Origin of the sequence: Enterococcus sp. CR-Ec1, from assembly GCF_002850555.1 — a bacterium.
In the GTDB taxonomy this organism is placed as follows: Bacteria; Bacillota; Bacilli; order Lactobacillales; family Enterococcaceae; genus Enterococcus_D; species Enterococcus_D entomosocium.
Map to the genome: position 1 here is coordinate 1 of NZ_CP025224.1, position 23628 is coordinate 23628.

A 23628-nucleotide genomic window follows, 5' to 3' on the forward strand; every position below is an offset into this window, starting at 1 on the left:
ATGGAACTATTCGATGTGACAAAATACCAGTTACCAGCGGAATCCGCTGTCGAGTGGGAGACAACGAAAGAACGATTAGGAATATTTCTCTCACAGTATAAAAGTGTTCGAGAAAAATTAGGGATCTCTGCAGCTCCTAAAATTTATGAAACCTATTCTTTCTTGCACCACGAAGACATACCAAAACAACTTATGGGAGATCCTATCTATCAAGAGTTTGAATATCTTCATAGAATATTTATCTCGGGATATTTGGCTATCAATCACCCGTACAAACCTGAAATTACTGATAGAAGAAGGAAGATTTTTTTATTGAGATACCTATACGGACTTTCAATTTCTACTGTAAGTGATAGGATCCATTATCAGAAAAACATTATCCTGACAGATTCTAAGAAGGCACTTGTACAGTTTACCTCAGCTCTGAAACTTTTAGAAAGAAAAGAAACAATGTGATGGAGACTCTACTCAAAAAAGAACATTTATGAGGAAATCTCGTGTCCTTTACCAATCCGACCGCTGATTATAGTTGTCTTACAAGCTTGAATAACTGAAACACAGCTGTGGGAAAGAACTATGGATGAAGGGGAAAAAGTCATTAATTTTTATTGATTTGTTTGCTGGAGTAGGCGGATTTCGTATGGGAATGGAGAGAGCCGGCCATAAATGTGTTGGATTTTGTGAGATTGATAAACATGCTCGACAAAGCTATAAAGCTATTTTCGATACAAGAGAAGAGGTGGAAATGCATGACATTACAAAACTATCAGACGACTTTATTCAACGAATCGGACGTGTGGACGTTATCACAGGAGGATTTCCTTGCCAGGCTTTTAGCCTTGCAGGAAAAAGAAGAGGTTTCAGTGATACTAGAGGAACTCTCTTTTTTGAAATTGCACGCTTCGCAAAGATTTTGCAACCTAGCTATCTATTCCTTGAAAACGTCAAAGGACTCCTCAATCACGAAGGAGGGGCTACGTTTGAGACGATCCTCAGAACGCTGGATGAATTGGGGTATGACGTTTCGTGGCAAGTGTTTAACAGCAAAGATTTTGTCCCACAAAACCGAGAACGTATCTTTATTATCGGACATTTTAGAGGATCAGGTGCCAGACAGTTTCTACCTCTCACAGGAGAAAAAGAATCAGCTGATCAAGAACCAGCAAAAATCAACATAGCTGGAACGACAAATAAACGAAATAACTTAAACACGAATTTGAGAGAGCGGACCTATTATACGGATGGACTAATGGGGACCTTGACGGCTACTGATTATAAAACGCCGAAACAAATTGTCATTGGCAACGTGAATCCTAGCGGAAATGGTATGAATGGTCAGACTTTCAGTTCTAATGGTATAGCTCCTACACTCACTACGAATAAAGGAGAGGGTACTAAAGTAGCAATTCCGATCCTATCACCTGATAAAGACGTAGTTAGACAAAATGGACGCCGAATTAAAAGTAATGGAGAAGAAATGTTCACTCTGACTGTACAGGATCGACATGGGATTATTGTGGAAGGACAAATCGATGGCCGGTATCGATCAGCAGTTAGTGTGTATTCGCCTGAAGGTATCTGTCCTACTCTAAACACAATGCAAGGAGGCGGACAAGAACCGAAGATTGTTGTGAGAGAAGCTACGAAAAAAGGGGACAAGTCCGCTGCAGCTGGTGACAGTATCAATTTTGCTTATCCTAAATCGAACACTAAGCGTGGAAGAGTTGGGAAAAAAGAAGCTCATACGATTGTTACAAGCGATCAACAAGCAGTAGTGACCGATGATTTTCAAATTAGGAAACTGACCCCTTTGGAATGTTGGAGGCTTCAAGCTTTTCCTGATTGGGCCTTTTTGGCTGCTAAGTTTGGCAACCGAGAAATAGCTATGAAAATTATAGAAGAAAAACTAGATCACTACAGCTGTGATTATGAGGTGAAAGTATCCAATTCTCAGTTGTACAAACAAGCTGGAAATTCGGTTACAGTATCGGTGATCTATTTTATAGCGAAACACCTTTGTATCAACATGTGACAAGCTTTTTGTGACTGATCTTCAATCTCTAAGTGAACTACTTAGCCTGTAAAGTAATCTTATCAAGACTTGATAAAATTGATTCAGGCCTGAATCGTAGAGGAGTAGTCTATGATTCAAAATAATAGGATTTACTTAGAAGATTGTTCATCTGGAATGAAAAAAATTCCTGATGAATCGGTAGATGCAATCATTTGTGATCTGCCGTATGGGACAACTTCTTGTTCCTGGGACAATATAATTCCTTGGGAGCAGTTGTGGTCACAGTATTTACGGATAGCAAAGGAAAATAGTGCGATCGTTCTTTTCGGGGCTGAGCCATTTTCTACGCAATTACGAATGAGTAACTTAAAGCATTACAAATATGATTGGTACTGGGTAAAGAACACGGCTACAGGATTTACATTTGCTAAAAGACAGCCTATGCGATCGGTAGAGACGATTTCGGTTTTCTCTAAAGGAACAACTGCCTATTATCCTCAAGGCTTGCAGAACCTTTCTCAGCCGCAATTAAGAAGTAGAAAGGCAACCGAAGATTCAATTTATAAAACAGATTCTTTGAGCAAAAATGAGTATATACAAGAATTTACAGGGTTTCCTAACAATGTATTGAGATATAACAAAGAAACGACTAATATCTTTCACCCGACACAAAAACCGATCGCTCTTTTGGAATATCTCGTTAAGACATATTCTCAAAAAGGTGACTTGATCCTAGACAACTGCATGGGAAGTGGAACGACAGCGATTGCTTGCTTAAATACTGAACGACAGTTTATTGGTTTTGAAACAAATGAAATATATTATGATAAGGCTATTGAGCGTATAAAGACTAATGTAACACAACTTGATCTATTCGAATTTTAAAAAAAAATTGAAAAAAAGACTTGATAAAGTCGGTATACCGATATATAATAGATGTATAAAGTCGGTATACCGACTTATGTGTTAAATCAAATCTTATAAGAATAGGAGTGGTTTTATAGGCTTGATAATCTTTAGTAATAAAAAATGCACTTATTCTGCTGGCACAGAATAAGCGCACAGTAACAAAACCAAGCAGGCATGCTACTACTCAAAATATATCATAAAAGAGAGTAGTAGCAAATTTTTTCGCTACACTCCTTAACTGGAGGACACAAGCATGTACGCTGATAAAAAGAAAATCGAATGGTTATTATTCGAAAGTGGAATATCAAGAAAACAAATCAACGAAAAATCGGGAGTTAAATTAACTACAATTACAGATTTGAGGAAGAAACGCTCTTCGATTGACCTTATGAGATTTGATAATGCCGCAAGTTTGACGGCTTTTGTTGATGAAATAATGAAAGAAGAAAAGTGATCCTACTGTAGTTGTGACTCCTTAAAATTTAGGAGGAATTATGAAATACACTGCATACAGAAAATCTGATCCTTATACTTTATACGAAATCGAAGGAACCACTGAAAATTTGGCTGCCTTCATAGCTACTCGTAGTCCTTTTGACAATGACTTTATGATCTTTAAAGAGGGCCAACTTATTTTAACACTTGTTGGATTTTTCATTGATCAAGCGATAGATCGTGAATTTATGGCTTATGAGTTGTCACCTGTATTAATTCCGATGCAAAGAGGAGAGGTAAGCATTCCAAAAGTAATAATGACAAAGAAATCTGTTCACAAGCAACGTGAGGACGTATTGTCATGAGTATTGCGGAAGGGAAGAAATATCGACTAAGAAGCGATATTGTTTTTGCAGAACATGAACTAGCTGAAGGAACGTGGATAAGGATAGTAGAGATTTCTTATCCGGTCGCTTATTGCATTGCTTATACTAAGAATAGCGATGTAACTTTAGAAGTTAACATTCAACGCTTAAGTCCGCTATTGGATTTATCTAGTGAGGAAGACGATTTTGGGTTTTGTGATTTTTGTAATCGGAGCCTGACTTACCAACCCTATCGAGCATTGAATATTGGATACCTTTGCGATGAATGTGCAGAGAAATTAGGAACCAGAAAATGGAAATAGATTTTTAAATAATAGGAAGCTGTGGCTGCAGTACGGCCACAGCTTCTCGTCTAATAGAAGGAGAAATTTGATATGAAATATAGCCAGATGGATCATAAAAGAATGTGGGTAGAAAAGTTAGAAAGAGATTTGTCACAACTCGAATCACTAGGATATAGCAGAGATTCTGAAGTGTATAAGTCAGCTGTAAAACGAACTGACAAGGCCCGAAAAGAACTAAAAAATCTAGTTGCTGACAGACAGAGATAGCAGAAAGGCGAATTATGGAAACTTTGAAGGAAGCTTTGAAAATAAGAAAAGTTGAATACAGAGTTGAAACTCCCGATATGGTTTATTGCGGATCACCAAAAGATTTATTACTGGCCATACCAGAAAGCGAATTGAAGCTGGCAGTGATCAACAAGAAGCTTGAATCTTTGTTTGGTGATAAACGTTGGGACATTGAAGTCGGCTAATGGAAGAAATAACGGAATAGGAGCTAAAAATTGTGAAGAAGTATCTAGTGATCCCATGCAGTCAAGTTTCAAATAATGTTGAGATTTTAGCGATAGATGAGAAGGACGCAGTAGCTAAATTCTACTACAAATATTATCTAGATGATAAAGGTTACATTGTTGAAGAAGTAAAACAGGGTGCAGTCAATTAGTGATAGAGATAGCGGAATGGAGGGGAAGAAATGACAGTTGTTGAACTAATTGAGGAACTAAAAAACTATCCATCTGATGCAAAAGTTACCACGACAGTTGGTGGGGAAGTATGCGAAGAGCCTTGGTTGGAGTACAACGATAACAATAACATTGTTGATTTAGGCACTACATGATTAAGTCAACTATCCACCAAAATAGCAGAAAAACACGCTATCAACACATGCAATGTTAACACTTTGCCTTTTTCATAGAAAAATGTCAACAGATGGTCTAGAAGGGAAGTGAATGAATACATGAAAACTTTTGCAGTCGATTTCGCCTTCTATGATTTTGGCGATCTCGTGTTTGCTATGAAATGGATCCACGCAAAGACGGAGGGAAATGCTATTGATCAACTACTAAAAGAACATAGAAATATTCATGTTCAAGATATTAGAGAAATCCGTGATTATATCAAATAAGAGGAGATTGTTATGAAACATAAGTCAAAATTTATCCTTGCAGCGTTGATCAGTTTGCTTGGATTCACCGCTTCATTGGTGGATTTATCAGAAGTCGATGTTCAGTTGCCTGCTTTTTTCGATGAATGGACGTCCCAGGAACAAATCTCAGCTGAAGAGATTGAAAATCTGCCTGATTTTGACGGTCAGAACGTTGTCATACAAGTAAATAGAAACCGACCAAGTTTTACAGCTGAAGAGGCATCGATCGATGCAGGGTCTTGGCAAACCTTTTCGGATCTCGATTCCCTAAATCGTGTCGGTGTCGCAAATGCAATGCTACACCGATCGATGATGCCTACAGAAGAACGAGGAGACATATCAAATGTCTATCCCACCGGTTGGAATCAAAAAAAGCTTGAAAATAATGTTTGGCTCTATAATAGAAGTCATTTAGTCGGCTTTCAAATGACCGGTGAAAATGACAACTGGAAAAATTTGTTTACCGGCACTCAACAGCTGAACCAGATCCACATGGTCCAATATGAAAATGAAGTGGCCAACTATCTGAGAAAAACCAATAATCACGTGCGCTATCGGGTCACACCGATATTCAGAGAGCAAGAATTGTTGCCCAGAGCGATTCAAATGGAAGCTCAGAGTGTTGAGAATGACGAGTTAGGCTTTAACATTATAATTCATAACGTACAAGATGGCGTCTCGATTGATTATCGAACAGGGGTTGCAAGGGAACAATAAAATTGAACGTCCACATATAAACATGGGATAAAAAGGAATTGATAGTAAAAACTACTATAAATTATTATATATCTTTGTAACACGATGAAGTGTATAATTATTATATACACTTCATCGTGTCAAAGGAGGATATTAATTTGAGTGTTCATAAATATGATTTAATGAGTGATGAACTAATGACAGCTCCAGAGGCTTCAAGAAAATGGGGTTATGAGGAAAGCTATGTTCGCCAAATGATTAAGAAGTATCCGGAAAGAATTCCTGCAGGCGAGATACGTATGTTTGGAAAAACCCTGGTGATAACGTCAGAAGGTATGGAGAAATTGACTGGCCGATCTCTAAAGGAATATTGGTACTTTTACATTGAAAAGCAACAAATGATCTTCAAAGAAGTGAAATATGAATATTATGAAGACGCCTTAGAAAGACTCGTGAATGAAATGAAGGGGCAAGGAAGCTTAACGGATGTCCCTGAAGCAATTGATGATCATAGTGAGCGTATAGGAATTAAATTGGAAAATGGATCCATACTATTTATTACAAAGAAACGGCAGGAGATGAAATGATGAATGGCTGAAGAGAGAAAATGTTACGGTGGTCAATGGAAAATACCAATAACGCCATACAATCGGCGCTTATACTGGCCGCCTAAGTGGGTTGAATGTGATTGCGGTGAACTCGCACAACAAGTTTATGAAAGAAAGTTTGAGTTTATGTATCCTACTGAATACTATCAATGTAAAACTTGCCAACGCAGCTATAAACTGATCACTGGCACCAATCGATTTGTTTTAGTAGATGCTGATGAAAAGAAATTGTGAGGTGAATTTTCTTGGCTTCAAAGAGTGAGTTAAAAAGAATTTACTTCTACAATGACTGTGCACTTATTGTTGATAAATCAGCAAAAGAATATTGTTGTGTATCGGATCGATTGGGAATTTTGAAAGTAAAAGACATGATTGGTTTCTTCATATGCCACGAGGATCTTACTGAAAAAGAATCTCAATTGAAGAGTCAAGATTATAAAAAAGTCGATTCGATGATCGATCGGTATCCTAAATTATGAATGATAGGAGTATGATCTATGACAGATTATGAAACATAAGGAAGGCTTCTGAATGATAAATTTAGTGAGATTAATTTATCAAAGACCAGACTATTGTAAGATAATGTCTGCATTGGTTGATATAACTGAAGAATGGATTGAAAATGACTATTTATCCTGTAATTTAGAAATAATTGCAAGGATTACAAATAGAGTAGGCTGAATGCGGAGATCATTGTGGAAGATTTTTTAAAGACTTAGAGTTACAATAATGTAAGAAGATTATTTGCACAACCATGATACAATAACAGTGTATTAAAACACTATTATTATATCAGGAGTGATGAATCAATGGAAATAAATCTAAGTAAATACTTATTAACAATTGTTGCTGCAGGAACTTTTTTATTAGTTTCTACTTCTGTGGCAGTAGCTGCAGAAAGTCAAAATATTGTTGAAGAAGAAAGTTTATTCGCTACTGATGCTGGTATTCCAGATGATTTTGAGAATATGGAAAACATTGATCAAGTAATCTCGGAAATTGATTCCTTTTATATGCGAAACGAGAATCCATTTTTACGGGCAGCTGCGGGAACGAAGTGGGCTGAAGGACAAAAAGTATGGGATGGCGAAGTAGGTTATTGGGTTACTAGTTATTTTTGGGTTAAAGGAAGCGATATGTCTCCTTATTTTGTTGTTGGTCAAGCTCAAAGAAAAGCTGTGATTGCAAAATATGGAAGTGTTAACAACAAGACTTCCTACAAAATGAAAACGAAGCAGCATATTACACTAAAAGGTAAATGGAGCTACAAGACTGTTTCAGCTAGTGCCGTTTGTTACGGGCGATAAAGAAAGTAGGGAAAATCATGAAAGATATCATAGTAATTTTAGTTGCGCTTATTTCGATTGGTTTTGCAGCATGGGGAACAGTTGTTGAAGGCAATTGGATGAAAGATCAAATAAAAAAGAATAAAGATAATAAGCATTAAAGGCTGTCTTTCTTAAAAAAAGACACATTAATCTATGTCTTTTATTTTCTCTATTTCTTTTGACACTTCTAGAAATAGAATTAGTTTCTACCGGAAGTATTGTTTTAATCTTGAACAATTTTCTTAAAGAAGGTAGACTGAGTCTATCCTAACATTTAGAACCTTTCGTTCTAACTCTCTGAGCCCGATCGTTCATGATCGGGTATTTTTTTATGCTATAATCAACTTTAATAAATCTAGGAAAAACTTCTAGGAGAGACAATGATATGATTGAAGTTTATTATCTTTCTAATACTAGTTCGGGTCGTACGGCAATGAAATGGTTAGAGAACCATAGTCTACACTTTGTCGAGCGAAAGATTACTAAGAAGAAACCGATTGAATTACACGAACTTAAAAAAATTTTAGCACGTGCTGAAAATGGATTTGATGATTTGATCAATAAGCGGACAAAAAAATATCAGGGGCTAGAAATTGATGAAAATGAGTGTTCTACAAAATGTTTAATCGAAATACTTATCAAGAATCCTTCGATGATTAAGTTGCCTATTATAATCGATGAAAAAAAGATAGTCATTGGATTTAACGAAAGAGAAATAAGATGTTTTCTATCGAAGGAATATAGACGTACGCAATTATTGGATAGTGGTGAGTACTATTGGGAAGATTAATAACTTTTATTGTTTCCTATAGAATTCGTCTTAACACTAAGTAAGTATGGGCTTTTTTTCGATGTCCCTATAAATACGGCCTAAATTTCTTCTGCTAAAAATAGTCAGGGTAAAGAATGGAACTTTTTAACTTGTAATTTTCCGTTGAGAGTCATATTTGTTCGTCTTTAATAAAAAATATGATTTATCCGATTGAACAAAACTGTGTAGACTATATTTATCCTATACTCTAAAATATTTTTTTCTATCTTTCTAAGCCCGTTCACACTTGAACGGGTCTTTTTTAGTTTTATTAATAGACTTTGAAAGAATCATATAACTTTTGTTCTAAAAATATAAAACAAAAATATAAGTATATTAATTAATATTTTGAGAACCTTGTTTAAAAAAGATTGTGTAACATGTAATTTGTGATTGAAAAAAATTTTTTAAAAAGAGGTGGAAGAGTATGAGGTTGAAAAGATTAATTATTTTTGGAGTTTTTTTAGCTCCGGCTTTCTTGGGGAGTGATGCAGTGATTGCAGCAACCTATCCAAATGCAACAAATGCAACTACTGATGCCAATATTGAGTTTGAAAAGGATGACGATCCAGTAGGACCAGTAGATCCTACAGATCCGGAAAAACCGGTAGATCCTGAGGGACCGATTAATCCAAACGGTTCAGAATTAATGATCACTTACGTTTCTAAGTTAAATTTCGGCATGCAAGAAAAAGCTAGTACTACTTTTTCAGCATTAGGAGATAAAATGTCAGATGGATCTTATATTGTTCCAATTGTTTCTGTTAAGGACTCTCGTGGTAGTGATCGAGCGGGTTGGACACTGACTGCAAAAGTTGACGGCGATTTTACTGATTCAACTGGGCATGTTTTGCAAGGAGCTGAGGTAACTTATAGCAATTTGCATTCAGGGAACGGACAGTCCAATGCACCATACGTAATAGGAACAGCAATCACATTAAACAAGTCAGAACAGGCCATTGCCGGTGCTGACTCAACGAATGGTGTAAACATAAATTCGATTGGTTTAGGTGAACTTCAAAATGATAACACAACAAATGGTGTAACTTTAACTGTTCCAAAGTCTTCTGTAAAAAACACAGCGCAATATACGACAACTATTACGTATAATTTAACAGCTGATCCATTTAGCAGTGGTTCTACTAATTAAATTATTTTCGATTAGTAAGAAAGAAAGCAAGCTGTGACTGGTTTGTTTTCTTTTTTAGTATCAAGTGCCTATAGTGATACGATGCAGAGTTAAAAGAAAGGTTAGTAATTTATGATGAAAAGATTCAAACAACTCTTTTTCCTCTCCTTCTTTTTCTTATTAATGATACCTAAAGTATATGCGTCTGAAGACGGAAATTTTTCTGTTTCTCCGTTGAATCCTGAAACCGGAGAACCACAAAGCTCATATTACGATCTTAAAGTTGAGCCAGGGGACGAAATAGCATTAGAGGTAACTATAATGAATAGCTCAAGTAAAGAAATGAAGATAAAGGTGGAAGCAAATAATGCAACAACAAATAGTAATGGAATAACTTCGTATCTAAAATCAGAAGAAAGAGATTCAAGCTTAAAAGTTTCGTTTGAAGATATGGTAACAATTGAAAATGATGAGATAACAGTAGTTGCAAATAGCAATTCTAAGGCGGTCATTGTTGTTACAGTTCCAGATGAAAGTTTTCAAGGAGAAATACTCGGGGGATTAAGGTTTTCTGAAATCAAAGAAAAACAAGGTTCAGATAACGAAAGAGTAATAACAAATAATATCACTTATACCGTAGGGGTGTTGCTACGAGAATCAGAGAATCAAGTAGATCCAGAAATGGTTATGCATGATGTGATTACTGAGCAAAGAAATTATCGTAATTATATTAGTGTAAACATGCAGAACAGAGCGCCAAGAATGATTCAAAGTCTGAAGATAAAAGCGCAAGTTTTTGATAAGAAAACAAATGAATTACGCTATGAAGCATCAAATGATTCAATGAGAATGGCCCCAAACTCCAATTTTTATTTTGGAATTAGCTTAGAGGACAAAAAATTTGTTCCTGGAGAATATATGATGGCTGTAGAAGGGGAAGCAGATGGGAGTAACTTCTCATTTAATAAAACATTCACTATCAGTTCTGGTGATGTGAGAGAGTACAATAGGAACTCTGTTTTTTCGGAAGATAATAATAGCAATTTTTGGCTATATATCATACTCATAGGAATAGGAATACTGATTATTTTTCTTTTATCTTTTCTTTTCAAGAGAAGGAGACCACAAAATGAAAAATAATAAGTTTTTTAAAATCATATTATCTAGCATGTTGTTATTTTCAAACTCTTCACAAGTAATTGCACAAGTAATACAACAGGAAAGAAGTGGGTTTGAGCAAAACTATCAAGAGACAAACGATAGTGTACAAAAAACTGAAATTTCGCTTCCTTACGCTGAAAGTACTAGTTTGGAAGAAGATTCATATGAGAATACTAATGAGGATAATCAAGATGAACTAGAGGTTTCAAGTCAAGATAGAGAAGATCAGATTGAGAAAGACGATCCAACTCAAGAAGATATTCAACAACAGAACGATAAATATTTGACAATACCGAAAGAATCAAGTGTTTCTACAGATTCTCTGATTGAAGATGAAAATCTCATTGAATATGACAGTTCGTTTGCCTCAGGAACTTGGGGCTCGGCTACTTGGACTCTTACACAATCGGCAACAGGAAAGCCAGGGCTGTATATATATGGAGAGGTTGGATCGTGGGACAGTGCTCCGTGGCAAACAGGAGAAATATTTTCAAGTTCTGTTACTTGGATATCGGGACAGATGGTGCTACCAAGCGTATCAACGCGGTTATTTATGTCATTATCTAACTTAGAAAGTATAGAAGGTAGTATAGATACGAGCAATGTTACGCGAATGGATCATATGTTTTCAGGTGCACGCTCATTAAGAACCTTAGATGTAAGCAAATGGGACACGAGCAATGTTACGAATATGGCAGATCTGTTTTATGCGGCAAGCTCATTAGTAACCGTAGATGTAGGTGGCTGGGATACTAGTAACGTTACGAATATGGACTCTATGTTCGCCAATGCGAGCTCATTAACGACTCTAGATGTAAGTGGCTGGGATACAAGCAATGTTACGAATATGCAGTGGATGTTTGCTGCTACAAGATTAGTAACTTTAGATGTGAGTAAATGGGACACAAGCAATGTAACGAATCTTACTAGTATGTTTTCTAATGCAAGTTCGCTAACAACAGTAGACGTAAGTAGTTGGAATACGAGCAATGTAACGAACATTTCTCGTATGTTTATAAATGCAAGTTCATTATCATCATTAGATTTAAGCAAATGGGATACGAGCAACTTGCTGACTGTATCGAGAGCGTTCGCCAATGCAAGCTCATTAACAACCTTAAATCTAAGTAACTGGAAAACGAGTAAGTTCAGTGATATAGACTCTATGTTTGCCGACACAAATTCATTAGTATCTTTAGACGTGGGTAACTGGGACACGAGCAACGTTGCAAACATGTCGGGAGTATTTTCCAACGCGAGCTCATTAACAACCTTAGATCTAAGTAACTGGGACACCAGTAAAACTACTAGTATGAGTCAAATGTTTTCTGGAACCGTTAGCCTAAGCGCTATAACATTAGGCCCTAATTTTAGATTTGGGATAAGCCCTGGATTAGGGCTACCAGTCAGGGAAGATGGATCTACAGGAGAAGGATGGCAGCTAAAAGACAGAAGCTCGGAAGTTTATTCACCAACTGATTTCATGTCTAGGTATGGAACAGGTGATTTAGTACCTGGGACATATATTGCTAATTTAAAAACATGGGGAACTTCTCCATACGAATTTGATGATAGAACAGGTAAGTTAACAGTATACTCAGGTGTTCTTTCTGTAGTATCTGGATCCCCATGGACGTTAGGAGATGTTTCAGCTGATTCAGTGACTGAAATAGAGTTTGTAGGAGAAATAAGTGCACCGAGTAATTCAACAAATTTATTTAGGAACTTGACTCAACTAAAAAACATTGTGGGAAAACTAGACACGAGTAGCGTAACGAATATGAGTAATATGTTTGCTAATGTAAGCTCATTAACAACCTTAGATCTAAGTAACTGGGACACCAGTAAAACTATTATTATGAGTCAGATGTTTTCCGGAACTGTTAGCCTAAGCGCTATAACATTAGGCCCTAACTTTAGGTTTGGGCTAACCTCAGGATTAGGGCTACCAGTCAGGGAAGATGGATCTATAGGAGAAGGATGGCAGCTAAAAGACAGAAGCTCGGAAGTTTATTCACCAACTGATTTCATGTCTAGGTATGGAACAGGTGATTTAGTACCCGGGACATATGTTGCTAATTTAAAAAACACTTGGGGGACTTCTCCGTACGAATTTGATGATAGAATAGGTAAGTTAACAGTATACTCAGGTGTTCTTTCTGTAGTATCTGGATCCCCATGGGAGTTAGGGAATGTTACAGCTGATTCAGTGACTGAAATAGAGTTTGTAGGAGAAGTAAGTGCACCAGGCGATTCAACAAATTTATTTAGGAACTTGACTCGACTAAAAAGCATTGTGGGAAAGCTAGACACGAGCAGTGTAACGAACATGAGTTATATGTTTTCTGATGCAAGTTCGCTAACAACAGTAGACGTAAGTAGTTGGAACACGAGCAGTGTAACGAACATGAGTTATATGTTTTCTGATGCAAGTTCGCTAACAACAGTAGACGTAAGTAGTTGGAACACGAGCAGTGTAACGAGCATGCTTGGGATGTTTTCCAATGCAAGTTCATTAACAAGTTTAGATGCAGGGAACTGGAACACTGATAAAGCAAATAGTATGCGTGCGATGTTTTCAAACGCGAGCTCATTAATAACCTTAGATCTAAGTAATTGGAACACGAACTTTTCGGGTAACAGAGGTCAGATGTTTGCCGGCACAAGTAGTCTAAGATCAATAACATTGGGCCCTAACTTTAGGTTTGGTACAAACTTTGGATTAGGATTACCAGTCAGGTCAGATGGATCTATAGGAGAAGGATGGCAGCTAAATGATAGAAGTTCGGGAATTTATTCACCAGCTAATTTCATGGCTAGGTATGGAACAGGTGATTTAGTACCTGGAACATATGTTGCTAATTTAAAAACTTGGGGAACTTCTCCGTACGAATTTGATGATAGAACAGGTAAGTTAACAGTATACTCAGGAGTTCTTTCTGTAGTATCTGGATCCCCATGGGAGTTAGGGGATGTTACAGCTGATTCAGTGACTGAAATAGAGTTTGTAGGAGAAGTAAGTGCACCAAGCGATTCAACAAATTTATTTAGGAACTTGACTCGACTAAAAAGTATTGTGGGAAAACTAGACACGAGTAGTGTAACGAACATGAGTTATATGTTTTCTAATGCAAGTTCGCTAACAACCGTAGATGTAAGTAGTTGGGACACTAGCAAGGTAACACAAATGGCAGGACTATTCGAAAGCTGTGAAAGTCTAATTTCTGTTGATTTGAGTGATTGGTCATGGTCCGGAGTATTAAACATGGACCGAATGTTTTATGGTTGTAAAAATCTAAAGAACGTTAAGCTAGGTTACTTTATAGCTGCCATAAATTCAACGAATGATTCATTTTTTGAGAATGCGATAAAACTTGAGTATATTGAGATTGATAGGTATTTAAGTCTATTATTACCAGAAAATGACTTTGGGTGGATTGATCTTAAGAACGGACAATCAGCTAATGGAACCGTTATATCTAATGGTCAGCCATCAATTTTTGTATGGAATCGAATGAACAATTTAAGTGTTGAATCTAAAAAAAATAATAATGTGACTATTGGTGAAAAGGCACATATTCATTGGGAACTAAATGTTGAAGATGTTTTCGAAACTGGAGAGCCTATTGAAAATTTAAATATTCAGATAAGCACCAAAGAAAGCATAGATTTCTCAAAGACAATTGATCTAATTAAAACAAATAGTAAGAGTGAGGTAATTTCATCTGAAAACATTGAACTGAATGAAGTAAATAGTAATACTTATATGTTTGAAATACCAAAGCTTGAGCATGATTACAATTATATCGTAACTTTTAGTGGGGAAGCATGGAACAATTCTTTGAGTGATGCAGAAAATAATCTTTCGATTAATGTTGATTATGATGCTCATATTTTGATTGATAGTGATACAAGGGAAACAGCAAAAATATCTAGGCAATCAAGTTCATCTGGCACTCTAATTATAGATAATGGGAGTCTATTCTTTGGAAACACACTTGAAGTATTAAGTTTTAGTACAGCGAAATTAAGTCATAAATTGAATGGAAAATTAATACCAAAAGAAGATAATAAATGGGGAGTAATTATCAAAGATTTTAGAGGGACCAATCCATTATCATCTATAGATTATTCAGTTAGCCGACAAATGTGGGAGTTGGTGGCAACCACTGATGGTTTCAAAGACAGCGGAAATAGAGAATTACCAGATGGAACCATGGGTATCGTCTTTGTGGATGAAAGTAATGTTCAACATGATATTGGAACCTCAGAAACTATTCTAATAAAGAATGATGTAGATAATGAATCTCCAAAAGATGATAATACACGGCAAGTGACTTGGGATAAAGGCAAAGGGTTGCATGTCATCGTAAATAATCGAAATAATTTAAGAGAAGAAGAAACCTACACAGCCAATATTACATTCGATTTAAGAAGTGCGCCGTAATTAGTAGGAGACTATGATTATGAAAAAAAAATTAAAAATTATCGTATTGCTACTTTTTATTCTTACTTCATTATGGAGCACAACAGTATGTAGTTTTGCTGCAATGGAAATAGGAATAACTTTCAGTGATACAGTGGAGTCAGAGAATACTCAAAATCATACAAGCCATTCATCTGGAATTGACACTTCAGAGGAGAATGTCAAAGTGGGAGGAGATATTAACGGTCACATTCAAGAAAGACTGCCTAAAACCGGAGCGGGTAAAAAGGCTTCTTTTGTAGTTATCGGTTATGTCATCGTATTGTGTACATTAATATTGTTTAGGAAAAAAGTAAAAAAAGAAAAACATTAAAAGAATCTCCTGCAATTTTTTTGCAGGAGATTCTAGTGATAGTTTGTGTGATTTATAAATAAATAGAGATCAATCATGAAAGTGATAGAAGTTATAAAGAATATGCTTCGAAAAATTTCTGTTTTGTATATATATTTATCCATGGAAACTAAAATTAGAATTAGAAACGACTTTTTAGTAATAATACTGAAAATAACTTGACTATATAGTCACTCTAAGGTTTATGCTGATTTCAAATGAATCTTATAAAAAAAGACTCAAAATATATTTAATTTGTTACGTGTGTTTTTTTTAGTAGCAAAGGTAAAATGTTGCAATTTGGAATTAGAAATAGGGGAAACAAATGATAGAAATTCATAAACAAGAAATCTTAGAAATTAAAGTGTTGCAATTCTTGCACAAAAATCAAAATAAATGGCTGAAGTTAAAAAGAATGGCAGACTATTTTGATGTTAGTCCACCTAAAATGAGTAAGATATTAAAAGGTCTAAGTATTTTAGGTAGTGAGAATCAACATATAGCTATCGAGATAATTGCTAGTAAAGGGATTTATGTAACTTTTAGTCGAAACAAAGATTTTTTAGAATTATGTGAATATATCTACAAAAACTCTTTGCCTTATAAATTGATATATGCGTTATTGAATGAGAGTATACGGGATCTAGGAGAGTTTGCGGATAGTAATTATATCAGTGTCGCTTCAGTAAGAAGAGTGATAAGTCGAATAAACAATGTTCTCAAAGGGAAAAATATTACCATTGTAAAAAATAAAATTATAGGATCCGAAATAAATATACGAGCTTTCTTTTTCTGCTATTTCTGGGAAATACATAAAGGCTATGAGTGGCCTTTTGATAGTCAAATAAAAAAGGATACTATCATTAGAATTCATGAAAAGGCGTATGTAAAAAGCGGCGTATTACTAAATTTATCTAGCTATGAGCAGGTTTACTATTTATTAGCTATTAGTTTTATTAGAAGCAAACAAAAAATGTATGTAGAATCTGATGCAGAGTTTGAGAACCTTAGTGCTAATAATCCATTGTTTAATATTATGAGAGAAGTATGGTCGGAAACGTTTTGGAACCATCCGCAATATGAAACAGAGTTTCAATACATTTTTTTTGTAGGCTGTTCTTTCTCGTTGGATTATAAAAGAACAGATAAGGAAATTATTAAAAACTTGGTTGATATGTATTCAAAAAAGAAAACTTTTTTTAGCTCAGTTGCGTATTCTACCATAAAAAAAATAAAATTGGGTGAGTCACTGAGCGTACCATTTGAGATAGATAACATGCTTTTCTTAGAAGCAATTATTGGCTATCATAAAGCTTACTTACTAGGAGATATGGTATCAATTGTGGGTCTTGAATATTCCTATTTTAAAAATTGTTTGGCTAAATCTTATCCAGATTATTATTTAAAGTCCATTGACCTTCTTAATAATACAATACAAGAATTTGAAAAACGCGAAGTGAATGAAGCATTCATACATGAATTGCAAGCTTCTTGGTGGTTGAAATTAAAAGAACAAAATAAAAAACAGTTAAACTTAATGATTTCTTTATCCAACGGACCAATAGTAGAAAAATATGTATTAAAAAAATAAAGCGAAAGTTTGAAGAAAAAATTTTGATTAATGAGGTAGCAAGGATTGAAGATAGCGAAATTATCATTACAGATAGTAATATTCTCGATTATGACGAAGAAAGAGTTGTTCATATTGTAAACAACGAATTAACAGAAAAAGAGTACTGCGCTATGGCGACTATTATGGATAACATATAGAAGGTATCCGGTGAAAGACGTAATTTATAATAAGGAGAGGAAGTTTTAAAATGTTGCTTTTTACATCAAAACAAGAATATATCAGTTTTTTCTATAGTAATTTAGAATTTTCAGGTCGAAACTGTGAAGAGTTTCAAGAGTACTATGGATTGCTAATTGACCAGCTGGAAACATTGATTAATTTAATATCAAAAGGAAATTTTTGGGACATAATTCCGGAGATTATAGGAATTGATGCGAAGTTGAATCTCATGAATGAAATGATTAGGCAAGAGGACTTATCCATTGATGAAACTATAAAAATTGTTGAGAAGGATTATCGTACGTATCTAAAAGAACTTTGCGGGTATAATTTAAATGCACCAAACAAGCACTCATTAGTATTTAATGTCATTTAATCAGGACTAGTTTTCAAAAAACGTATTTATTTTAAACGATCATGTTTTGATTAAAACATGATCGTTTAAAATTAGATCCTTGAAATATATTTTGTATGGAAGTGCTACCGCTTTCCTTATAAGGTAGGTTGCTTTTCATTACACATAAGGTGTAATTATAAAAATACTGGTATGGAAAAATAAAAAAACTATGATTGGCTTACTGACTGATTTTTACTTCTATCTTTGTCACATATTCATTTTGGTTATTTGTCTCATGAAAGTCTAACATGTAAAATTCGTGAAATAACCCTAACGTATTGATAGAATGATCTTGAATGTATTGTTTTAGAATAGTGAGCGCATGATCTCGATTTGTATAATCACCATTGTAATAAATAGAGGCATAATGTCCAGCAGGTAGTAAAATCGCATTTTTTGAATCTTGATCTGAGTCAATACAGTAAAATACTTGATGAGCAAATCCTTCTGCAGTTTGTGTTAGAATTGTGCCAAAAATATTTTGATTGCTAGAGTGCAGCTCTAATTCAAACTGTTTATGTAATTTTTTTAACTCTAAGTAAAGATTTTTTCCAGGTATACTTTTATTTTTGCTAACAATAATTTTCCGATTTGGATAAAATTTATTTTTAACACAAAAAAGTTCTTTATTCTCTACATCGTTCAAAAGATTGATTCTTTCTTCTAATAAAAAAACTCGGTTTTCAAGTTCTCTAATCTTCTTTTTTGCTTCATTTACTTGGAAAACTAAAATTTCTTTTGTGATATCTTTATTCTTTTGGTCGATATATTTTTTAATCTCTGACAGTGGAATATCAAACGTTCTTAGATCTCTTATTATATTTAATCTTTGGATATCTTCATAGGAATAATCTCTATAGCCATTCTCAAGATATGAAGGAAAAAGTAAGCCTATTTTTTCATAATATCTTAGCGTATGTGTTGTAATGCTGTAATTACTACTTATTTGTTTTATGTTCATTTAAGGCTCCTTTTTTAAACGTTTTCGAAACATTGAGTATTATATCACAAATAATTTTTGTTTTAATCATACTTAAAATTTCTTAACCTTTTCTATCCATAAGAGATATTTTACGCACTGCTAAAAATAATACATAGTAATTTTGTAAAAGAGTCAGTAGAAAATGTTGGTTCATACATTATAAAAAAATCTAAACTCATAAGTCTGAAACTTTTTTATAAAATAATAAGGTATAAAGAAGATGCATATTGTCCTACTATAGATTATTTATATTTTTTCGAGGATAATAATTTAGTTTAAAGAGTGTTCAGAAAATGACCCGTTTCTGAACACTCTCTTTTTGTCCCGAAATTCTACAGAAAATATCGAATTTAGTGTTCAGAAACCCGTAACAAAATCTATGTTCAGTTATTCCCCCTATATTAAGTTATGGTACAATGGTTTTAATCGAGGAGTGATTTTTTTGAAAATTGGATATGCACGAGTTTCAACTGGATTACAAAATTTGGATTTACAAGAAGATAGTTTAAAAAAATTTGGCTGTGAAAAAATTTTTACTGATTATATGAGTGGAGCGAAAAATAATCGACCAGGATTAGAAACTGCGATTGATTTTGTACGATCTGGAGATACACTTGTTGTTTGGCGGTTGGATCGATTGGGGCGTAATATGGAGGACCTGATTTCAATCGTCAATCGATTGAATGAACGGGGCGTGAGTTTCCATAGCCTTCAGGAAAATATTACGATGGATAAATCCAGTTCAACTGGCCAGCTGATGTTTCATTTGTTTGCGGCGTTTGCAGAGTTTGAACGTAATCTGATATTAGAGCGATCGGCAGCTGGTAGAGAAGCTGCTCGAGCAAGAGGCCGATATGGTGGCCGGCCGGAAAAATTTACGGATCAGGATCTACAGCTGATGAAAACGTTAGTTGATAGTGGAACTCCAATCAAAACGATTGCCGAACGTTGGCAGGTCTCTCGGACGACAATTTATCGCTATTTAGAAAAGATGGAGAAAACAGAGTCTGAAGAGGAAGAAATTATACAATAGGAATACTGCGAGGGGAAAGTGATGAAAGAAAAGGAGATTCATTTAGCGATTGTAAAATTGACTGAGGATCCAGAGTGGATACATTGTGCTGAGATTGTGGCTCACGTGCAAGAATTAAGCAAAAAGTTCTCTACTACTCGTCAGTCGCCGATTAATTACAATGCTATAAATGGGATCAAAGTTGTATACTCAAATGGTTCACATAGGATCTATCCTTCCCTGAAGCAATGTGCTTTAGAAGAGAAACTGTATAATGGCACCATTCAAAGAGTCATACGAATGAAATCAAAGACAAGTGATGGCCGACAATTTATTGTGATTTAACTTTTTTGTCTTTTATTCTTTGGTATAATTAATATAGATCTGCTTAACATAGACTTGCGCTGCCCGTTATTGAAGTTTCAGGCAGCGCTCTTTTTGGGGGACTATATATGAAAGAAAAAACGATATTTGAGAAGCGCTGGCAATTAGCGTCTAGTGATCAACGTGCAAGGTTTGACAATCTTTTATCCTCCTACCCTACAATTGAATGGACGTACAAGGAGAAGAAATATTTGTTATGGCTATGCCAACTAGATATAGATACTTTTGAAACTTTCGAAATTATTCTAAAAAAAATACAGATGAAATAATATACGTTTGAAGCTTTGATCAGACTTAGTAGAGCTGCCTCAAAGAGATAGCCGTAAGAAGACATAAGCAATAATAAGATATTCGTTTAAATAAACAGACGGATAGTAGATTTTAAAAATGACTAAAGAAAGAGACAGAATATCATGATACCTTTTTTCATTATAATAATTGTTATACTTATCTTAGTATTCGTTGGGTTTTTAAATAAATATGATGAATTCAGAAAAACGCGATTCCAAAAAAAAGACAAAGAATCTGAGCTGTTAAATCATATTGATGTAAGCGATAGAGCGGCTTATTTAGCTGGATTATTAGAAAATAATTTGACGTTCTTCTTAAATGGGGAGTGGGGGACAGGAAAATCTGACTATTTGGAAGAGGTGGAGAAACATACCAAGAAAAAAAAATTTGTCTATTTAAATTTGTGGAACATAAAAGATGAACGATCTGTTATCAGTATAAGCTTTTCTTTGCTACACCCAATAATAAATTCATTATATAGACTTTTCCTTATCGGTTGTGTTGTAGTATCGATTCTTATTACTCCAGCAATTAATATAGGAATAGGAAGTTTTTTGGTAAATATTTTTGGAGAAGGGATTGTTACACAAGTTATATTTTTTGTTGGAACTATCATTGCTTTGTTTGTTGCAGTGTGGCAATTTTTTAAATATAAATCCGATGAAATCTATTATCGCTTCTTTCAAAAGGAATTTTCTACATTTTTGATGAAGAATAAGGTTCTTGTTATTGATGATTTTGATCGAGTAAGTCCCACTAATCAAGAAGAGGCATACAAACTGTTCAATTGCTTAGACAGGAGACTACCTGTAATTTTTGTTGGAGATTATTCAAAGTTCAAAGATAAAGATAAATACCTACAAAAAATTATAGATCAAAAAATTGAACTGCCTTATGACTTACATCCCAATAATATATGGGAACCATATTTCAGTCACTTGGAGTCAATGTTTGCCATTCAAATAAGTAAGTCCTTACCAGATATCTTTATTGCAGAAAAGAGAAATCTTAGAGAGCGGAAGATGTTCAATTACTACGTAAATCATGAGTTAGTTGAAAGAGCAAAAAAAGATTTTGTTCAAATCAATCAGCAGTTAGCTATCATTTACTTGTATCTGTTTTATGCTGATATTTATCAAGAGTTGGTAGCAGGAAAAAGTTTAGACAGCTTGTCAAAGGATACTAAGAGTAGTATCGGAGATTTGGTTTCATTACTATCAGAAACCGATGGGTATCCAAGGTCGTTTACTGCTAATAGGCAAGGATATATTTTATATGAAAAAGTATTAAGCTTACCAGAAGAAGAAGTTTTAGCATTATTAGATAATTCAAATATAGAGGAAACAATTATTTCGGATGATCCCAAAATGGCAGATGTTCAAGAATATATTAGACGTAATTATTCAAAGTTAGATGAAGACCTAAAGGAACGTTTGTTAAGTGCAAGTTTGTTAGGGATCAGTAATAATAAAAAGTCAGATCTCATATATGATTTTATTGTACTATATAGGGGCGATGTGATAAATCGAATCGATTCAAATAACACACAATTACAAATAGAAAATTGGGATAAAATTTTGAATGATTATACTTTTGATCTCTCTCAACGATTGTACTTCTATGTATACTATTTAAGAATTAGTTATTTTAAACTTAGTGAGTTCTTTCCTGATTTGAATTTAAAATCAGATGAATATATTGAAGGAAAGATGAAAAGGTATTATTTTTTAACTTATTTGACGATAAAAGACAGGTGGTTCAAGTTCCAGTGGCCCCAATATTACTGGGAGGCTCTTGACTTAATCTACAAAGATAATCATAAAGAGTATCTAAATGTTTTGAAGGTCCTGAATTTGATTAAAGTAGACTTCGAGAGTAAACATATTATTGCTTATGAAAGTATATATAATGATGTCTATAGTAACTACCTTGAGGGTATAGGTGAAGTCCTAGATAATATCAAGCCAAAACTAGCCGAATTAAAAGAATTGGGATACACAATTGAGTACCAGAATCAGCTAAATATAAGCCTTTCTTGAAATAAATTAATATAAAATTGGTAACAGCTGATAAATATTTGATATAATTGAAAAGGCAACTTGCCCCGATTGGGGGTGCTTCTCTTGATAGATAAAATCTTCACATTGGTTATCGCACCAGTCTTTGTCGGATTGGTTCTGGAAATGATTTCTCGTTGGTTAGACGAGAAAGACGATAACTAAAGCAAGTTGTCACTAACCCACACGTTCGGAGTCGCAACGAACGAAAAAAAAGCCAACCCTACTCGCAATAGGGTTGGCTTTTGTGTTTCTCTTGAACAAAATCTTCACATTTCGCAAAACTAGTATAGCATATAATTAAGAGAAAATCTACTTTAGAAGATGTATCCCTTTTAGTGAAGAATACTAATTACAAAGAAATATCAATAGCAGCAAACCAGAAAGTACTCCTATTTAGCGTCACTCAGGGCTAACTCCGGCATATCAGTTGATAGGTAGTTTCTCGCAAACTCTATATCTGAAAGCCAGTTATTGATGTCATTTTTCTTTATAATTAAAGGCATGCGATCGTGAATAGGTTCAACAGATTTACTAGGCATGGTCGTCATGATTACTGATTCTGTCTCAAAGCCGGCACCATTTTTATGAATCCGATAAAAACCACCAACATACAAGAGATCATTGTCTTCAGCTGAGAATAAAATTTTCTTCTTCTCCTGGTTCCATTCGTAAAAACCAGACATAGGAAATACACAACGTGTCTCTTTGAAATGCTTAGAAAACGTCTTTTTTTCTTCCACTGTTTCAGATCGTGCATTGATCATTAATTGCCCTTTTTTGAATCCTTCAAATCCCCAACGAGTGATCCCAGGTACTATTTTAGATTCCTGATTAAGGGCCAAGGTTACCACATGATTTGATGGAAAAATTTCATTATAACCGATTCGGACGTGCTTGTTAGTTGCATTCGGAGCGACTTGATCATAATAACTTTTCAGCTCATTTGATGATAGATCGAAAAAATAGCGACCACACATAATATACC

General features: G+C 34.7%; 28 protein-coding genes. 26 read left to right on the forward strand and 2 right to left on the reverse strand.

Translation table 11 applies throughout. From position 1 onward, the window contains the following. From CXM95_RS18365 to CXM95_RS18455, 21 genes are all read left to right on the forward strand, one after another. On the forward strand, positions 1 to 456 hold the full coding sequence (locus CXM95_RS18365) for a hypothetical protein (protein ID WP_074934940.1): 456 nt from the start codon (positions 1 to 3) through the stop codon (positions 454 to 456). A 124-nt stretch (positions 457 to 580) separates the two neighbouring features. Then, the gene (gene dcm / locus CXM95_RS18370) at positions 581 to 2032 is read left to right on the forward strand and encodes a DNA (cytosine-5-)-methyltransferase (protein ID WP_101699614.1); all 1452 of its coding nucleotides are present in this window, start codon (positions 581 to 583) and stop codon (positions 2030 to 2032) included. A gap of 111 nt (positions 2033 to 2143) precedes the next feature. Next, positions 2144 to 2899, forward strand: a complete 756-nt coding sequence (locus CXM95_RS18375; protein ID WP_101699615.1) for a DNA-methyltransferase — start codon at positions 2144 to 2146, stop codon at positions 2897 to 2899. Positions 2900 to 3176: 277 nt separating this feature from the next. Next, complete coding sequence (locus CXM95_RS18380) at positions 3177 to 3377, forward strand: hypothetical protein (RefSeq protein WP_074934935.1); 201 nt, start codon at positions 3177 to 3179, stop codon at positions 3375 to 3377. 40 nt (positions 3378 to 3417) lie between these two features. Further along, positions 3418 to 3723 carry a hypothetical protein gene (locus CXM95_RS18385; protein WP_101699616.1) on the forward strand — a complete coding sequence of 102 codons (306 nt, stop codon included), beginning with the start codon at positions 3418 to 3420 and terminating at the stop codon, positions 3721 to 3723. Then, positions 3720 to 4046 (forward strand): hypothetical protein, encoded by a 327-nt coding sequence (locus CXM95_RS18390; RefSeq protein WP_101699617.1) that lies wholly within the window; start codon positions 3720 to 3722, stop codon positions 4044 to 4046. Before CXM95_RS18385 ends, CXM95_RS18390 begins: the two co-directional genes overlap by 4 nt. Positions 4047 to 4309: 263 nt before the next feature. Continuing rightward, positions 4310 to 4501 carry a hypothetical protein gene (locus CXM95_RS18395; RefSeq protein WP_101699618.1) on the forward strand — a complete coding sequence of 64 codons (192 nt, stop codon included), beginning with the start codon at positions 4310 to 4312 and terminating at the stop codon, positions 4499 to 4501. Between the two features lie 32 nt (positions 4502 to 4533). Next, positions 4534 to 4692 carry a hypothetical protein gene (locus tag CXM95_RS18760; RefSeq protein ID WP_158297442.1) on the forward strand — a complete coding sequence of 53 codons (159 nt, stop codon included), beginning with the start codon at positions 4534 to 4536 and terminating at the stop codon, positions 4690 to 4692. Between the two features lie 30 nt (positions 4693 to 4722). Beyond that, positions 4723 to 4866: a hypothetical protein gene (locus tag CXM95_RS18765; protein WP_158297443.1), complete on the forward strand. Its 144-nt coding sequence runs from the start codon at positions 4723 to 4725 to the stop codon at positions 4864 to 4866. 300 nt (positions 4867 to 5166) lie between these two features. Beyond that, positions 5167 to 5892: a DNA/RNA non-specific endonuclease gene (locus tag CXM95_RS18400; RefSeq protein WP_101699619.1), complete on the forward strand. Its 726-nt coding sequence runs from the start codon at positions 5167 to 5169 to the stop codon at positions 5890 to 5892. Positions 5893 to 6029: 137 nt separating this feature from the next. Beyond that, positions 6030 to 6458, forward strand: coding sequence for a helix-turn-helix domain-containing protein (locus tag CXM95_RS18405; protein WP_101699620.1), 429 nt, complete (start codon positions 6030 to 6032; stop codon positions 6456 to 6458). 3 nt (positions 6459 to 6461) lie between these two features. Then, the gene (locus CXM95_RS18410; protein ID WP_101699621.1) at positions 6462 to 6713 is read left to right on the forward strand and encodes a hypothetical protein; all 252 of its coding nucleotides are present in this window, start codon (positions 6462 to 6464) and stop codon (positions 6711 to 6713) included. Positions 6714 to 7288: 575 nt separating this feature from the next. Continuing rightward, positions 7289 to 7786, forward strand: coding sequence for a hypothetical protein (locus tag CXM95_RS18420; protein WP_101699623.1), 498 nt, complete (start codon positions 7289 to 7291; stop codon positions 7784 to 7786). Between the two features lie 17 nt (positions 7787 to 7803). Continuing rightward, complete coding sequence (locus CXM95_RS19135; RefSeq protein WP_265589942.1) at positions 7804 to 7926, forward strand: hypothetical protein; 123 nt, start codon at positions 7804 to 7806, stop codon at positions 7924 to 7926. A 266-nt stretch (positions 7927 to 8192) separates the two neighbouring features. Next, positions 8193 to 8597, forward strand: coding sequence for a Spx/MgsR family RNA polymerase-binding regulatory protein (locus CXM95_RS18425; protein WP_101699624.1), 405 nt, complete (start codon positions 8193 to 8195; stop codon positions 8595 to 8597). Positions 8598 to 9051: 454 nt separating this feature from the next. Beyond that, the gene (locus CXM95_RS18430; RefSeq protein WP_158297444.1) at positions 9052 to 9768 is read left to right on the forward strand and encodes a WxL domain-containing protein; all 717 of its coding nucleotides are present in this window, start codon (positions 9052 to 9054) and stop codon (positions 9766 to 9768) included. Between the two features lie 111 nt (positions 9769 to 9879). Continuing rightward, positions 9880 to 10887, forward strand: a complete 1008-nt coding sequence (locus tag CXM95_RS18435; RefSeq protein ID WP_101699626.1) for a DUF916 and DUF3324 domain-containing protein — start codon at positions 9880 to 9882, stop codon at positions 10885 to 10887. Further along, on the forward strand, positions 10877 to 15355 hold the full coding sequence (locus tag CXM95_RS18440) for a BspA family leucine-rich repeat surface protein (RefSeq protein ID WP_101699627.1): 4479 nt from the start codon (positions 10877 to 10879) through the stop codon (positions 15353 to 15355). The genes CXM95_RS18435 and CXM95_RS18440 overlap by 11 nt, the downstream gene beginning before the upstream one ends. Positions 15356 to 15374: 19 nt before the next feature. After that, a complete protein-coding gene (locus CXM95_RS18445) occupies positions 15375 to 15707 on the forward strand; it encodes an LPXTG cell wall anchor domain-containing protein (RefSeq protein WP_101699628.1) in 333 nt (110 codons plus the stop codon). 343 nt (positions 15708 to 16050) lie between these two features. Beyond that, positions 16051 to 17316: a helix-turn-helix domain-containing protein gene (locus CXM95_RS18450; RefSeq protein WP_101699629.1), complete on the forward strand. Its 1266-nt coding sequence runs from the start codon at positions 16051 to 16053 to the stop codon at positions 17314 to 17316. Between the two features lie 229 nt (positions 17317 to 17545). Next, positions 17546 to 17893, forward strand: coding sequence for a DUF7006 family protein (locus CXM95_RS18455; protein WP_101699630.1), 348 nt, complete (start codon positions 17546 to 17548; stop codon positions 17891 to 17893). A gap of 199 nt (positions 17894 to 18092) precedes the next feature. Here the strand turns inward: CXM95_RS18455 and CXM95_RS18460 are convergent, their stop codons facing one another. After that, positions 18093 to 18875, reverse strand: a complete 783-nt coding sequence (locus CXM95_RS18460) for a MerR family transcriptional regulator (RefSeq protein WP_101699631.1) — start codon at positions 18873 to 18875, stop codon at positions 18093 to 18095. 454 nt (positions 18876 to 19329) lie between these two features. Between CXM95_RS18460 and CXM95_RS18465 the strand changes: the two genes are divergently transcribed. From CXM95_RS18465 to CXM95_RS18770, 5 genes are all read left to right on the forward strand, one after another. Beyond that, the gene (locus tag CXM95_RS18465) at positions 19330 to 19929 is read left to right on the forward strand and encodes a recombinase family protein (protein WP_101699677.1); all 600 of its coding nucleotides are present in this window, start codon (positions 19330 to 19332) and stop codon (positions 19927 to 19929) included. A 21-nt stretch (positions 19930 to 19950) separates the two neighbouring features. Then, entirely contained in the window at positions 19951 to 20253 is a 303-nt protein-coding gene (locus tag CXM95_RS18470) for a hypothetical protein (protein WP_074934969.1), read from the forward strand. 107 nt (positions 20254 to 20360) lie between these two features. After that, positions 20361 to 20561 carry a hypothetical protein gene (locus CXM95_RS18475; protein ID WP_101699632.1) on the forward strand — a complete coding sequence of 67 codons (201 nt, stop codon included), beginning with the start codon at positions 20361 to 20363 and terminating at the stop codon, positions 20559 to 20561. 144 nt (positions 20562 to 20705) lie between these two features. Next, on the forward strand, positions 20706 to 22622 hold the full coding sequence (locus tag CXM95_RS18480; RefSeq protein WP_101699633.1) for a P-loop NTPase fold protein: 1917 nt from the start codon (positions 20706 to 20708) through the stop codon (positions 22620 to 22622). A gap of 84 nt (positions 22623 to 22706) precedes the next feature. Next, the gene (locus CXM95_RS18770; RefSeq protein WP_138372344.1) at positions 22707 to 22805 is read left to right on the forward strand and encodes a type I toxin-antitoxin system Fst family toxin; all 99 of its coding nucleotides are present in this window, start codon (positions 22707 to 22709) and stop codon (positions 22803 to 22805) included. Positions 22806 to 23032: 227 nt separating this feature from the next. Here the strand turns inward: CXM95_RS18770 and CXM95_RS18485 are convergent, their stop codons facing one another. Continuing rightward, positions 23033 to 23620, reverse strand: a complete 588-nt coding sequence (locus CXM95_RS18485; protein ID WP_101699634.1) for an SOS response-associated peptidase — start codon at positions 23618 to 23620, stop codon at positions 23033 to 23035. Between the last annotated feature and the right edge of the window lie 8 nt (positions 23621 to 23628).

Coding starts and splice junctions, on each gene's coding strand:
- CXM95_RS18435 (WP_101699626.1), top strand. CDS start 9,880: ATGATGAAAAGATTCAAACAACTCTTTTTCCTCTCCTTCTTTTTCTTA.
- CXM95_RS18475 (WP_101699632.1), top strand. CDS start 20,361: ATGAAAGAAAAAACGATATTTGAGAAGCGCTGGCAATTAGCGTCTAGT.
- CXM95_RS18385 (WP_101699616.1), top strand. CDS start 3,418: ATGAAATACACTGCATACAGAAAATCTGATCCTTATACTTTATACGAA.
- CXM95_RS18380 (WP_074934935.1), top strand. CDS start 3,177: ATGTACGCTGATAAAAAGAAAATCGAATGGTTATTATTCGAAAGTGGA.
- dcm (WP_101699614.1), top strand. CDS start 581: ATGAAGGGGAAAAAGTCATTAATTTTTATTGATTTGTTTGCTGGAGTA.
- CXM95_RS18445 (WP_101699628.1), top strand. CDS start 15,375: ATGAAAAAAAAATTAAAAATTATCGTATTGCTACTTTTTATTCTTACT.
- CXM95_RS18410 (WP_101699621.1), top strand. CDS start 6,462: ATGGCTGAAGAGAGAAAATGTTACGGTGGTCAATGGAAAATACCAATA.
- CXM95_RS18450 (WP_101699629.1), top strand. CDS start 16,051: ATGATAGAAATTCATAAACAAGAAATCTTAGAAATTAAAGTGTTGCAA.
- CXM95_RS18470 (WP_074934969.1), top strand. CDS start 19,951: ATGAAAGAAAAGGAGATTCATTTAGCGATTGTAAAATTGACTGAGGAT.
- CXM95_RS19135 (WP_265589942.1), top strand. CDS start 7,804: ATGAAAGATATCATAGTAATTTTAGTTGCGCTTATTTCGATTGGTTTT.
- CXM95_RS18460 (WP_101699631.1), bottom strand. CDS start 18,875: ATGAACATAAAACAAATAAGTAGTAATTACAGCATTACAACACATACG.
- CXM95_RS18365 (WP_074934940.1), top strand. CDS start 1: ATGGAACTATTCGATGTGACAAAATACCAGTTACCAGCGGAATCCGCT.
- CXM95_RS18375 (WP_101699615.1), top strand. CDS start 2,144: ATGATTCAAAATAATAGGATTTACTTAGAAGATTGTTCATCTGGAATG.
- CXM95_RS18400 (WP_101699619.1), top strand. CDS start 5,167: ATGAAACATAAGTCAAAATTTATCCTTGCAGCGTTGATCAGTTTGCTT.
- CXM95_RS18455 (WP_101699630.1), top strand. CDS start 17,546: ATGTTGCTTTTTACATCAAAACAAGAATATATCAGTTTTTTCTATAGT.
- CXM95_RS18765 (WP_158297443.1), top strand. CDS start 4,723: ATGACAGTTGTTGAACTAATTGAGGAACTAAAAAACTATCCATCTGAT.
- CXM95_RS18480 (WP_101699633.1), top strand. CDS start 20,706: ATGATACCTTTTTTCATTATAATAATTGTTATACTTATCTTAGTATTC.
- CXM95_RS18485 (WP_101699634.1), bottom strand. CDS start 23,620: ATGTGTGGTCGCTATTTTTTCGATCTATCATCAAATGAGCTGAAAAGT.
- CXM95_RS18420 (WP_101699623.1), top strand. CDS start 7,289: ATGGAAATAAATCTAAGTAAATACTTATTAACAATTGTTGCTGCAGGA.
- CXM95_RS18390 (WP_101699617.1), top strand. CDS start 3,720: ATGAGTATTGCGGAAGGGAAGAAATATCGACTAAGAAGCGATATTGTT.
- CXM95_RS18395 (WP_101699618.1), top strand. CDS start 4,310: ATGGAAACTTTGAAGGAAGCTTTGAAAATAAGAAAAGTTGAATACAGA.
- CXM95_RS18440 (WP_101699627.1), top strand. CDS start 10,877: ATGAAAAATAATAAGTTTTTTAAAATCATATTATCTAGCATGTTGTTA.
- CXM95_RS18425 (WP_101699624.1), top strand. CDS start 8,193: ATGATTGAAGTTTATTATCTTTCTAATACTAGTTCGGGTCGTACGGCA.